Raw genomic sequence first — 13837 nt, forward strand, 5'->3', positions numbered from 1 at the left:
CAAAAGAAGATTAAAATTCCTAAAATTGCATGCTCATTTCGACGAGATCTATTGCGACATCGCCAACATGAATTTGCCTTGGCTTGTAGAAAGGAATATAAGCAAATAAGTCAAATCTCTTGCTACAAATGGGCTAAAATTAAACGCTTATAATAAGATGAAAAAGCTTATATTTTTTCTATTACTGATACCTTTCTGGGCAGGTGCTCAGGAGCAGAATATCCAAGACTTTGTCATAAAAGAGAATCTTTCCAAAAACGGAAAACTTGCGGTCGTCGCTTTGGATTCAATAGGCAATACCAATGAGACTATCAATGGGAACTACCTATTTACCATTAACGGTTTCTCTCAGGCGCTCCAATTTCACGAGGGCGTAGCGGTGCCGGCTCAAAAAATCGAATCATCTACTTTTGTATTTTTTAGTCACAAAAACCAGGAGAAATCCAAAGGTCGCCTGTTTTATATCTACAAGACAGATAATGGACTTTCTCCCTTTGCCATCAGCGGACTGATGTTTTTGATCATCCCTGCCGTTGTATTGGGTATCGCCTATATGTTCAAAAAAGTGATTATGACAGCCATTGCGCTGGCAATTGTTTTCTTTATATTCAATCATTCACAGGGATTAGATTTAAGCAAGATCGTTGAGTCAATTTTCTCCAGTCTAAAGAATCTGTTGGGCTAGCATGCAATAGCAGTACAGCAAAGTCATAATCCAGCTTACTGAGCTATTTATAAAAATTAGCACGCACTAGAACGGCATACCGATCCCAAAATTGTACTGGATAAAATTATACCGATCGGGCCTATGGCTGTCATAATATTGCTGCTTAAACTCTTTTGAGTCAAAGAAATGCTTGATTACCCATTGGTTGCTACCCGAAAACTGCGGATCTTTAACCTTTAGTCCTGCGTCCAGACGGATCACAAAGTAATCTGAATCAAAACGCAGTCCAAACCCTGTACCGATAGCTACCTGCCCCAAAAACTTATTGAATTTAAATTCACCGCCGGGATTTAATTCATCATCTTTTTTAAGCCGCCAAACGTTCCCCATATCAACAAAGGTGGCTCCGTTCATTTTGGCCCCTAGAAAATTATTTAAGATGCGGAACCTATATTCGGCATTTGCCTCCAATTTAATTTCGCCAAGTTGATCCAAGTTGCGCAAATTCAGACGCAGGTCCTCACTTAGGCTTTGTCGATTATAGGCGCCTGGCCCCAGTGTGCGCGCCTGCCACGCCCGGATACCATTCATTCCACCGCTGTAAAAGCTCTTTTCAAATATCAACAACTTCGAATTGTTCCCATACGGTATGGCTATCCCCGGATTAAATCGGAAAACAAATTGTTTGTTTCCTCCAAGATTCCGATACAAACGATAATCAAGCTCCGTTTTCGCATACTGCAAGAATGGCACCCCAAATATTTTTTTCTCACCATCGGCATTCGCCGGTAGTTTGGCCAGACTACTGATCAGATCCAAGACATTTCCGCTGACATCCACCGTACCACGGAAATATTGAAAATCTTCTTTGCTGGTCAGCTTCTTGCCATTCAGCATAAAGGTATATTGGGTACCCAGTCCAAAATATTGACGGTCATTGCTACGTACATACAACTGATATCCGCCCTGTTCAAGGTTTTTCCGAAAATTCGAGTCCAATCTTCCGTCCCGATATTCCAATACGATCGGAGTAAAACTGTGATACTTATTCTCTGTTTCATACCAGGAATAATTCAGTGAAGTTGTAAAATAGCGGTTGGAGTAAGTCCGATCCTGATCAAATAACTGAAGAGTCATGGAATAGGTTGTTTTGGGTAAACCATATTTTCCCCCCGGATTAATATTGAACGGCACCATGAGGCGTGGAATCACCAAATTCACACCCGCCTGAAAATCATTGTTAAATATCTTGCTGGAAAGCCCGCCCGACAAACGTGGATCAAACAACACCCCGTACCGCAGCTTCACTTCCAATTGCTCCGAACCGCCAAAAATATTACGTTGTGAAAACGTATTTCCAATATTAAAACCGCTCATCCCCGAACTAAAAGTGTACTCCCCTTCAATCTGGTTGCCCATACGCGGTCTTGGAACAAAGTCATAATGTACATCAAGTTTATTGGAATCTTTTTTTACAAACTGTATTTTCACCGACCGAAAACCGTTCATCTCATATAGCCGATCATAAGATTTATTTTCTTCGGCCAAGGAATAATAATGACCGGATCGCAAATACATATATCGCTCCAAAGGTTTCCAGCGAAAGCTATTGGTCTCATCCACAAAAAGAAGTCGTTTTGAAGAGTCAGTTATGCGGCGGGGTGGTTTCTTTGATATTGCCCCATAATTCCTAACAGTCATATATACACTGTCAATTTGATACTTTTTATGTATCGTTGAATCACTAGGATTTTCAATAGTTATTTTTAAATCGATCTGATCACCGTTCAGCGCAGAGTCAATACCCACACGCATATATTGCCGCAAATAATCGTAATAGCCATTGTTGCGCATGACAACATATAATTTTTCACGTTCATCCAACAATTTGGCCGCATCGTATTGCGTATTGGGTTTGACTTTAGTTTTTGGCAGAATATCCCGATCAAATAACCATTTTGCATCCCCATCTTCATATTTACGCTCAATATTCCTGATCTGATACGCATTTCCTTCATCTACCCTAAAATCGATATGTGCCCTCTTTTTTTCAACCTTAATCTCGGGACTGACCTTGGCGTTAAAATATCCCTTCGTAAATAGAAAACGTCTGATTTGATTGGCCGACAAGTCGACCATTGCCGAGTCCAACAAATGTGGTGGCTCACCAACATTTCTGATCTTCTTGGTCTTATAGCGACCTTTTTTTGTGTTGAAGGTATTATAAATAAATAGGTTTACCCGCGAATTAGGTCTGATCTGATTGGAGATATAGGTCTCGGAAGACTCTTTCAGTGCTGGTGAAACTCCAGAAATCTGTACTTTTGTAACCAAGGCTTGGTCGTCATCTATATATTTTGAAGATCGGCAAGATGCAAAAAATAGCGTCAAAAGCATTATACTTGCAAATCCGATAAAACGAGGGTACTTAATCATCAATAAAAATGTTGTCAAAAGCGCAAATCAGTCTAATAACGTCTCTACAAAACAAAAAGTATAGAAAACAACATGGCATATTTATCGTTGAGGGCATAAAATCCGTCAAGGAATTTATCTCATCGAGTTACCGGGTTGATTCCCTTTTCTATACAGACGACGCAAACACAAAAGTGGGTAAAATCTCGCATAATATAAAATCCCATGAACTGACGGAGGCTGAATTTCAAAAGATTAGTACACTAAAATCTCCGCAAGGCATCCTTGCTCTGGTCAAGCTCCCAAAACAACAACAGATTGAAGTAAGTGATTTAAGAAATTGCTACAACATCGTTTTGGATGATGTACAGGATCCCGGTAATTTGGGTACCATCATTCGCACAGCCGAATGGTTTGGGATCAAACATATCATTTGCTCCATTGGCACGGTAGATGCCTATAATCCGAAAGTTGTGCAGGCGACAATGGGCTCATTGGCACGAATACAAGTTCATTATGTAGATCTGTACGAATTTATCTCTTCAACAGACTTACCGGTCTATGGCGCACTACTTCATGGGCAATCCATTTACCAGACCGAATGGAGTACAGAAGGATTGATCGTCATGGGAAATGAAGGCAATGGTATTAGTGAAGAAGTAATAACTTTAATAGATCAGGCAGTGACCATACCCCGCATCGGTCAAGCGGAATCGCTGAATGTTGCCGTCGCAACAACAATATTCTGCAGCGAGATCGCCCGGCAGCGGCTGATCTAAATGGACGTTCAACCGCAGATGATATCCGTTGATGTACCCAATGTGATGTCATAATTGGAAGATTTTTCGAAAATTTCGAACAAAAGAAAAAGTTTAATCGTTTCAAAAGCTGTACATTTGACCTACACTTCAAAAAGTACAGGTATCATCCACGGTACTGCATACTTGAGGAATTATTCATGCACGATAATTTTTTTAAAATGCCATCTGAACAGAAATCCATCTACACGCTTCAATTTATTTTACTTTGCCTGAGCTCACTCCTATTCTCGTCTAGTTTCAATATGATTATTCCCGAGCTACCTAATTACCTGAGTAGCCTGGGCGGGGCTGAATATAAGGGTCTGATCATAGCACTATTTACATTGACTGCCGGAATTTCACGACCTTTCAGTGGTAAACTGACCGATCGTTGGGGCCGTGTACCAGTCATGGCCATCGGATCCATCGTCTGTTTTATCTGTGGTTTTCTTTATCCGATCTTAACTTCTGTAGCGGGATTTTTATTTCTGCGGTTGATCCATGGTTTCTCTACCGGTTTTAAACCGACCTCCACCTCGGCATATGTCGCAGATCTTGTTCCTCAGAAAAGATGGGGTGAAGCTCTCGGGATGCATGGCCTTGCATTCAGTGTCGGTACTGCAGTAGGCCCAGCAATAGGGAGCGCAATTTTTGACGCTTTTGGGATTAATGTCATGTTCTACTCCTCTTCCTTCATGGCATTGTTATCAATCCTCATCGTCATCAATATGAAGGAAACCTTGGTTAAAAAGGAAAAATTTAACCTTTCTATGCTCAAAATAAACCGAAAAGACATTATTGAATGGCGCGCACTCCCTGCTGGAATAGTTACCTTTCTATCCTATACGGCATACGGTGTGATCCTGACTCTTATACCGGATTGGAGTGAACACCTTGGATTAAGAAATAAAGGCCTTTTCTTTCTGGCATTTACGATCGCATCCGTCATGATACGTTTTGTTTCGGGAAAGGTTTCCGATCGCTATGGGAGGCCGAAAGTTATTATCACAGGCATAGTGATTATTGCCGTTGCTTTGGTGGTCATTGGTTTTGAGGATAGCTTTATCGGTATGATGGCCGGGGCCAGCATCTACGGTATCGGTACCGGTATATTATCTCCTGCGGTAAATGCCTGGACCATTGACCTGAGCATCCCCGAACATCGGGGCAAAGCGGTCGCGACCATGTATATTTCGCTCGAAGCGGGAATTGGCCTTGGGGCCCTCCTCGCCGGACTGTATTATGCAGATGTCATCCTCCGCATTCCGCAAATTATGTATGCCAATGCCGTTGTGCTCGTGATTGCCTTACTCTATATGCTAAATTGGCAAAGAAAATCTTAGCTTTAGCTATTCGATTGGAGTCATTAAATTTAAGTACGTTAACGGCGGACTAACAAGCTCACGATAGCATCGCTTGTATGACTATTTATAAACAGATAGCAAATGATAAACAATTATTTAAAGCTTCAATATAAATTGTTGACACGCCATTTTAAGGCGACCGGCCTTCCGATTGTGGTTGCGCCACTTTTGCTTATTGGAACCAGTTATTTTGCCTATTACCTTCTGCTCCGGTATCCTACTTTTGGAAGCTATGCCCTGCTGCTTAGCAATTTTCAGTTACTCTTTCTCCTGACCGAAAAAAACAGGAACGATTTTCTTAAAAATACCTTTAGTAAAAAAGATTTTTATACGATCAGGCTAGTGGAAAATGGATTCGTGATTTTACCGACCATGGCTATTTTTCTATTTCTGGGACTATGGCTATATAGCGCGGCCCTCATTGCACTAGCTCTTATATTTGCTTTTTTGGTCTTTAGGGCTTTTGGTAAATCCATTCCAACTCCGTTCACAAAGAAACCATTTGAATTTATTATTGGATTCCGAAGGAGTTACCTGCTAATTTTCATTCTGTATATACTCGGAGCAATCGGCTTCTATGTAATGAACCCTAACCTCGTTCTATTTTGTATCGCTGGTATTGCACTTACCGCTGTATTCTACTATCAATTACCGGAACCTGTCTTTTATCTATGGAACAGCCGAGAAACACCTGCTGGATTTCTACTGCGCAAGTTTAGACGCGGACTGCTGCAATGTCTTTTATATGTCCTTCCGCTCCTACTGACATATGCCTTAATTTTTTCATCAGAATGGTTTAATGCACTAATTGTTTTGGGCGGTATATTATTCCTGCTCCCTTTTGCCATTACCTTAAAATATGTCGCTTATCCACGAGAGATCAATTTTCCGGAAGGCTTTGCACTGGCATTATGTTTCAGCTTCTATCCACTGATATTGGCCTTATTACCTTTCTATTACTTTAAAGCCCTCAAAAATCTAAAGAACTATTTATGATCGAACTTATTCATATCAGTAAATCCTTTGGGCAGCATCAGGTCTTGCATGAGGTCTCCTTTACTTTTAAGGACGGAAAAGTCTACGGCATCGTAGGCGAAAACGGGGCTGGAAAAACAACCTTATTTCGCTGTATAGCAGGGCTGGAAACAGCTTCGGGAAAGATCAACGCAAATCTGCAACCACTTAAGAACCATTTAGGTTACCTGACATCAGATCCGTATTTCTTATCAAAACTGACAGGTGAAGAGTATATCTACCTCCTTACCGACGCCCGTGGGAAAAGTATTAAAAACCTCGATGACAGAAATATCTTCGAATTACCATTAAAAGAGTATGCGAGCTCTTATTCCACGGGGATGAAAAAGAAACTGGCACTGACAGCGACTCTGCTCCAGGACAACTGTTTCTACATTCTGGATGAACCTTTTAACGGAATCGATCTACAAAGCAGTATTATCCTGACCGAAATCATACTACGTCTTAAAGCAATGGGCAAAACCATCCTGATCTCATCGCATATATTTTCGACACTAAAGGATACCTGTGATGAGATATTGGTTTTGGAAGAAGGTCGGATCAGCAAGACTGTTAAAAAAGAACAGTTCGGTAATTTTGAAGAAGAAATGAAAGAGAAAATATTGAAAAAAGATATTGATAAACTGTGGCTTTAAAAGCCACTAAAACCTAAAATATACCAGATGGAAAAATACCTACCAACATTAGAAACCGAACGTCTAATCATCCGTCCGATAAGCATGGACGATAAGGACTATTTTTTTGCCATGGATTCACAGGCTGAGGTACATACCTTCCTCAATAAAGAGCCAGTTCAATCCATCGAAGAAATGGAAAAAGTGATCGCTCTCATTCGGCAACAATATGAAAAATACGGTATTGGCCGACTGGGAGTTGTTGAAAAATCAAGCAACCAATGGATCGGCTGGACGGGTTTTAAATATATTGATGAATTGGAAAACGGACGTATCGGATTCCTAGATCTAGGCTATCGTTTCAGGGTAGAATCCTGGGGTAAAGGATATGCCACTGAGGCGGCATTAGCCTGTATGCAGTATTATCGGGAACACCTGACTCATTTCGAGCTCCATGCCATCACCCATACCGAAAACAAAGGATCAAGGCATGTATTGGAGAAAGTGGGTTTTCAGGTCACCGAGGAGTTTTATTTCGACCGTTGGGACATCCATTGTTATTGGTACGACCTGGTCGAGCAATCGGCACAAAACTAATTATATTAGCTTTAAAAACTAATTTTTTTAACTTTTTATACTTTCACTGGGATAAAACAAAATGGTTTTGTATTTTTACACGTTCGAATAAAATAAAATTTCGAACATTTCTGTATTGTACAATTTAATCTATTGCTGAATAAATGAGTGACGAAACAAACTTCCCAACGGAAGATAACCAAGAAGAATTAGGAGCAGGAAAAACAGAGGGCGGAAGTCAGACAATACCTTTGTCTGGACTGTACGAAAACTGGTTTTTGGATTACGCGTCCTATGTGATCTTGGATAGAGCTGTACCCCATATAAATGACGGCTTGAAACCCGTACAACGTCGTATCCTCCATTCCCTAAAAGAAATGGATGATGGACGATATAATAAGGCTGCCAACGTGATTGGTAATACCATGAAATATCACCCGCATGGAGATGCTTCCATCGGAGATGCCATGGTTCAATTGGGACAGAAAGACCTGCTGATCGATTGTCAGGGTAACTGGGGCTTCCCGATCACGGGTGATTCGGCGGCAGCGCCACGTTATATCGAAGGACGGCTTTCTAAATTTGCGAATGAAGTTGTCTTCAATCCGGAAACGACAGAATGGCAACAGAGCTACGATGGACGTAACCGTGAGCCAGTTACTTTACCTGTTAAATTTCCATTGCTTTTGGCTCAGGGAGCCGAAGGTATTGCTGTAGGTTTGGCAACCAAGATTATGCCCCACAACTTTATTGAGCTTATAGACGGCTCAATTCAGGTACTGAATGGCGAACGACCAAATATTCTTCCCGATTTTCCGACAGGTGGTATGGCTGATGTCTCCAACTATAACGAGGGACAACGCGGTGGAAAGATCCGTGTGCGCGCTAAAATCGAGGAACGGGATAAAAAGACGCTGGCGATCACAGAAATTCCTTTTGGCACTACTACAGGCGGCTTGATCGAGAGTGTAGTGACAGCCAATGAAAAGGGCAAAATCAAAATCAAGAAAATTGAGGACAACACCGCTGGAAATGTTGAAATCATCGTGCATTTAGCGCCGGGAATATCTCCTGACGTTACTATCGATGCCTTGTATGCATTCACTGCCTGCGAGGTTTCCATTTCGCCAAATACCTGTGTCATCAAAGATGAGAAACCTCATTTTATGAGTGTCAATGACATCTTGATTGAAAATACCAAAAACACCAAAAATCTATTGAAGCGGGAATTGGAGATCCGTTTAAATGATCTTCAGGAAAAAATATTCTTCAATAGTTTATTAAAAATATTCATCCAAGAGGGGATGTACAAACACGCCGATTATGAAAATGCCGGTGACTTTGACACTGTCGTACAGGTTTTAAATCGCTTGTTTGAGCCATTCTTTGAACAGTTTTATCGTGAAATTCTTCCGGAGGATTATAAGAAACTGATCGATAAACCAATGAGTAGTATCACACGTTTCGATGTAAAAAAATCAGATGAAACGATGAAGACGCTCGAAAATGAGATCAAAGAGGTGAAGCGCCATTTGCGTCAATTGACAGAATATGCTATTGCATGGTATGAAAAACTACGTGAAAAATACAGCAAAGATCGCGAGCGCAAGACTGAATTACGCATCTTTGATAAAGTTGAGGCAACACAAGTTGCTTTAGCCAATGCGAAGCTGTACGTCAATCGCGAAGAAGGTTTCATCGGCTCCGGAATGAAGAAAGATGAATTTGTCTGTGATTGCTCAGATATCGACGATATCATTGTATTCCGCGAAGATGGCAAATATGTTGTCAGCAAAATCCAGGATAAAGTATTTGTTGGAAAAGGGATTATCCATGTAGCGGTCTTCAAAAAAGGGGACGAACGTACCATATACAACGTGATCTATAAAGAAGGCGAAACCGGTACGAGTTATATTAAACGTTTCTCGGTTGTCGGCGTTACCCGCGATAAGGAGTATGATGTATCCAAAGGGTCAAAAGGATCAAAGGTTTTATATTTCACCGCTAATCCTAATGGTGAGGCCGAAGTGGTCAATATACAGCTCAAACCACACACGAAATTGCGTAAATTGAATTTCGATATGGACTTCGCTGAAATTGCCATTAAAGGTCGTGCATCTCAGGGCAATATTGTTTCCAAATATCCAGTCAAGAAAATCGCCTTCAAAAGCTCAGGTATTTCAACACTCGCAGGACGAAAAATTTGGTATGACAGCATCATGAAACGCTTAAATGCCGATGAACGTGGTCAATATTTAGGGGAATTTGATGGTGATGATAAAATATTAATTGTGCTTTCCGACGGTAGCTACGAGTTATCGAACTTCGACCTAAGTAACCACTTTGATGAAAAAATGATCCGTATAGAAAAATTCTACCCGGAACATATCTATACCGTGGTACATCAAGATGGTAAGAGTGGTACTTATTTTGTCAAACGTTTTAAATTTGATGACCAGCCCATTGGTAAACGTATTTCGTTTATCAACGAAGAACCCGGTTCAAAATTAGTACTTATGAGCAATGCTGCTGAGCCGACCGTCAGATTGGACATCCTGAAAGGTAAATCACAAACGAAGGAAACACTGGAACAACCGTTGACTGAGATTATTGACATAAAGGGTATAAAAGCACAAGGCAACCGCCTGTCCTTCCATACCGTAAAATCTGTCACCTTGATCACGGCTGATGAAGATCTAAGTGAAAAAGGAAAGGAGAAAGCTGAAGTCGCTTCAGAAGGTGGCGAAACAAAATCCGGAGAGACCAAATCCGATGCGGCAACTGATGAAATATCAGCGGATGCCACTAAGGATAAAAAAGAAGATGATATCAAATTAGAAATCACTAATCCTGACGACATCCAAATTGATGACAAAGGGCAAATGGAAATGTTTTAACAGCATTTTTCAATAAGTAATCCGCATAAGAAAAGGCTCGAATATGATATTCGAGCCTTTTCTTATTATTATTATCGATCGCTGGTAGTTCTCAAAGGAGGGTCATCAAGGCCTTGTTTCAAATCTCCTTGCCCCCTAATAAACAACCCACCATCAATTTGTTACGCTAAACACAAAGCTCCCCACTAAAACCTTTACTTTAGGCTTTAAATTCTTTTAAGAATTTTTGGAGCTTCGGTGCAATGACCACTGAACAGAAAGGATTTTCAGGATGATCATTAAAATAATTATGATGATAATCTTCGGCCAGCCAGAATGTTGACGCCGGTTCTACCGCTGTTACAATTGGATCTTCATAGATATCCTCGTTTTCCAACTCATCAATAAAGTTTTTCGCTAAGATCTCCTGTTCTTCGTTATGATAGAAGACTACAGAACGATACTGCGTACCCACATCATTACCCTGACGGTTCAATGTTGTCGGATTATGTGTTTTGAAGAAAATCTTCAACAGATCCTCATAATTGACCAGTTCATCGTCATACTCCAACTCCACCACTTCCACGTGATCGGTTGTACCTGTACATACCTGCTCATAAGTAGGGTGGTCTACATGACCTCCCATATATCCTGGCAATACGGATGTCACTCCTTCGGTATTTTGGAAAATCACTTCCGTACACCAAAAACATCCACCTCCAAATGTTGCTTTCATATTTTTATAGTATTGAGTACTGCGTATTTAGACTTTAATTTTATAAGCCCTTAGCACGCTCGTTATATTATTTTTTTACTTCCACAATGCCCACACAAAGATAATCATTATTCAATTTAATACTTCTATCTAAAGGTGTATTCTATATTTAGTAGTGCGTATTGAGTGATTCCTAATAATAATGTTTTCCTTTGATCAATAGGTCCTGCTGCTTACTGTCACAAACGGCGTAAGAGAATCCTTCCTGCAATGCAAAAGCTCCATACTCACCTTTCTTGTTAATCGCCAAAAATCCAACTTGTATCTCTTTGGCAATTGCAGGCTTTTTCTTCACAATACGCATCACAGCTTCCTTACAGGCATCTTCTGGCGAGTAACCCTGACGCATCAATTCAACCACCAAAAAACTGCCCACATTACGGATAACTTCTTCACCTACCCCAGTCGAAGTAGCCCCACCAACTTCATTGTCAACATATAAGCCAGCGCCGATGATCGGGCTATCTCCCACCCGGCCGTGCATTTTAAATGCCATTCCACTGGTTGTACAAGCACCGGATATATTTCCATTGGCGTCTAAGGCTAGCATACCAATGGTATCGTGATTGTATTGGTTTCCCGGCAGGCGCTCCGCAGCAAAAGTTTTATTTTCGATATTAACGACTGGCTTGTATTTCTTCTCCTTTAACCACTCCTTCCAAGCTTTCTCTCCCTCAGGCGTCAATAAATTCTCTTCTTTGAAACCGTTTTCCAATGCAAATTGCAATGCCCCCTCTCCAACTAGCATGACATGTGGAGTTTTTTCCATAACCAAGCGGGCCACCGATATCGGATGTCCGATTTTTTCCATACCAGCCACAGCACCACAATTACCATCAGCATCCATAATACAGGCATCTAAGGTCACATGTCCATCACGATCCGGATACCCTCCCTTTCCGACGGTCATATTTTTCAAGTCCGCTTCGGGTACACGCACGCCTTGTTCGACAGCATCAAGAGCTTTTCCGCCTTTCGATAAGATCTCCCAGGCCGCCTTATTTGCCGCTATTCCAAAATCCCAGGTTGATATGACAATCGGATATTTTTTCACCTTATCATCGGATGCAATCGTCAGCCCTTTTGTATCAAATGCGCTCAAGGTACCTATCGCCGTAGCAGCCATAAAACCTTGTTTAATAAAATTACGTCTAGAACTCATATATAAACTATTTGTCTTTTAATAACCTGTTTGCCTCCACCGTCCGGCATTTTACAAGCATGAATAATTCGTTTTTAATTGTTCATTGTCACAATTCGCAATCGCTAACCTGCTTTTTGGTAGTGAGATTCAAAAACAATCGACGGTTTTGCGATCAATAAGCAATAATACAAAATGGTTTTAGCAAATAGACAAATTAATTAAAATTAGGCCCAAAGGTTCGTTTTTTAGCAACACAATATTCAAATCACTCAAAAATCGACAACAAACGTTGATTTATATTGTGAATTAATCCTATCTTTAGAAACAAACTAATCAGCATGAAAAACACACTAAAATTCGCTATTTTAGCATGTGCAAGTCTTATTGGCACAAGTCATGGCCATGCACAGCAAGTAGATTCCACCACTTATTTCAAAATCAAAGAATTGCAAGAAAACGTAAAACGTGACTTTGCACCGGATCGGAGAACGAAAATAGTGGCTATTCAAAAAGCGGATGTTCCTCAAAATATATATATTCTCGAAACAACCGAAAAAGATGCTAAGTTTGTTCTGGAACAAAAAGCAAAAGAAATATCCGCGAATATCCAAGTTCAACTTTTACCGGACGCCAGTGTTGAGGGAAAAACTGTGGGGGTAATCAGACTTTCAGTTGCCAACATGCGTACCTTCCCGGATAATTCCGCGGAATTGACAAGCCAAGTTTTATTGGGTACACAAGTAGATCTGCTACAGAAGAAAAGTGGTGAATACCGGGTACGTACCCCCGATGGTTATATCGCTTGGGTGCCAGCATCTTCAATAGCTGTCATGGATCAGGCCGAGATTGACAACTGGAGACAATCAGAAAAGCTGATCTACACCACTGAATTCGGAAAATCTTATTCCGAACCCAACGAGAAAAGCCAGCGGGTATCGGATCTTGTATATGGGGATATCTTGAAATTAACCGGACAAAAAGGCAGTTTTTATGAAATCGCATACCCCGATGGCCGCAAAGGTTATATCAAGAAATCTGAAGGCCTAACGTTAAAAAATTGGCTGGATACGCGTAATCCTACCGCTGACCATATTATCGCAAGTGCAAAAACCATGTTGGGACTACCTTATTTGTGGGGCGGCACATCGGTCAAAGGGGTCGATTGTAGCGGATTTACCAAGACGAGCTTCTTTATGAATGGCTTCGTTATCCCTAGAGATGCATCACAACAGGTTTTAGCGGGCGAAAAGATAGATATTTTGGACAGCGAGGGGCATTTTGATCCTGACAAAGCGCTTAAAAACCTGAAACCTGCAGATTTACTCTTTTTTGCTGCGGGCAAAAATAGTAATCCCAACGCACGCGTAACCCATGTAGCGCTTTATATAGGCAATGGCACTTTTATCCATGCAGCAGGATTGGTTCGTATTAACAGCATGCTGAAAGATGCTGCTGATTACGATGATTTTCAGACACGTACCGTTGTTGCTGCCCGTCGTTATTTAGGTGCCAAGGATTCTGCAATTCAAAAAATCGCTGAAAGTAATTACTACATCAACAAATAAACCATA

At 41.0% G+C, this 13837-nt stretch carries 11 protein-coding genes; 8 read left to right on the plus strand and 3 right to left on the minus strand.

The features are described 5' to 3' along the window. Positions 1 to 157 precede the first annotated feature (157 nt). Positions 158 to 685, plus strand: coding sequence for a hypothetical protein (locus B4G94_RS11965; protein WP_108635778.1), 528 nt, complete (start codon positions 158 to 160; stop codon positions 683 to 685). 66 nt (positions 686 to 751) lie between these two features. On the opposite strand, the gene B4G94_RS11970 is transcribed toward B4G94_RS11965, so the two are convergent. Continuing rightward, positions 752 to 3103, minus strand: coding sequence for a BamA/TamA family outer membrane protein (locus B4G94_RS11970; protein WP_286859075.1), 2352 nt, complete (start codon positions 3101 to 3103; stop codon positions 752 to 754). Positions 3104 to 3111: 8 nt separating this feature from the next. On the opposite strand from B4G94_RS11970, the gene B4G94_RS11975 reads away from it, so the two are divergent. The 6 genes from B4G94_RS11975 (at position 3112) to B4G94_RS12000 (ending at position 10368) form a co-directional block, all read left to right on the plus strand. Continuing rightward, positions 3112 to 3861 (plus strand): TrmH family RNA methyltransferase, encoded by a 750-nt coding sequence (locus tag B4G94_RS11975; RefSeq protein WP_286859077.1) that lies wholly within the window; start codon positions 3112 to 3114, stop codon positions 3859 to 3861. A gap of 200 nt (positions 3862 to 4061) precedes the next feature. Further along, positions 4062 to 5225: an MFS transporter gene (locus B4G94_RS11980; protein WP_286859078.1), complete on the plus strand. Its 1164-nt coding sequence runs from the start codon at positions 4062 to 4064 to the stop codon at positions 5223 to 5225. Positions 5226 to 5327: 102 nt separating this feature from the next. Then, on the plus strand, positions 5328 to 6242 hold the full coding sequence (locus B4G94_RS11985; RefSeq protein ID WP_286859079.1) for a hypothetical protein: 915 nt from the start codon (positions 5328 to 5330) through the stop codon (positions 6240 to 6242). Continuing rightward, positions 6239 to 6916 (plus strand): ATP-binding cassette domain-containing protein, encoded by a 678-nt coding sequence (locus tag B4G94_RS11990; RefSeq protein WP_286859080.1) that lies wholly within the window; start codon positions 6239 to 6241, stop codon positions 6914 to 6916. Before B4G94_RS11985 ends, B4G94_RS11990 begins: the two co-directional genes overlap by 4 nt. Before the next feature lie 27 nt (positions 6917 to 6943). Further along, entirely contained in the window at positions 6944 to 7492 is a 549-nt protein-coding gene (locus B4G94_RS11995; protein WP_286859081.1) for a GNAT family N-acetyltransferase, read from the plus strand. Between the two features lie 143 nt (positions 7493 to 7635). Further along, complete coding sequence (locus tag B4G94_RS12000) at positions 7636 to 10368, plus strand: DNA gyrase/topoisomerase IV subunit A (protein WP_286859082.1); 2733 nt, start codon at positions 7636 to 7638, stop codon at positions 10366 to 10368. A gap of 199 nt (positions 10369 to 10567) precedes the next feature. On the opposite strand, the gene msrA is transcribed toward B4G94_RS12000, so the two are convergent. Then, positions 10568 to 11083 carry a peptide-methionine (S)-S-oxide reductase MsrA gene (msrA, locus tag B4G94_RS12005; protein WP_172395624.1) on the minus strand — a complete coding sequence of 172 codons (516 nt, stop codon included), beginning with the start codon at positions 11081 to 11083 and terminating at the stop codon, positions 10568 to 10570. Positions 11084 to 11255: 172 nt separating this feature from the next. Then, positions 11256 to 12284: a N(4)-(beta-N-acetylglucosaminyl)-L-asparaginase gene (locus tag B4G94_RS12010; protein ID WP_108635770.1), complete on the minus strand. Its 1029-nt coding sequence runs from the start codon at positions 12282 to 12284 to the stop codon at positions 11256 to 11258. A gap of 320 nt (positions 12285 to 12604) precedes the next feature. Between B4G94_RS12010 and B4G94_RS12015 the strand changes: the two genes are divergently transcribed. Then, the gene (locus B4G94_RS12015) at positions 12605 to 13831 is read left to right on the plus strand and encodes an NlpC/P60 family protein (protein WP_286859086.1); all 1227 of its coding nucleotides are present in this window, start codon (positions 12605 to 12607) and stop codon (positions 13829 to 13831) included. Positions 13832 to 13837: the final 6 nt, after the last annotated feature.

It is taken from the genome of Sphingobacterium sp. UBA7625, from assembly GCF_002484085.1.
Lineage (GTDB): Bacteria > Bacteroidota > Bacteroidia > Sphingobacteriales > Sphingobacteriaceae > Sphingobacterium > Sphingobacterium athyrii.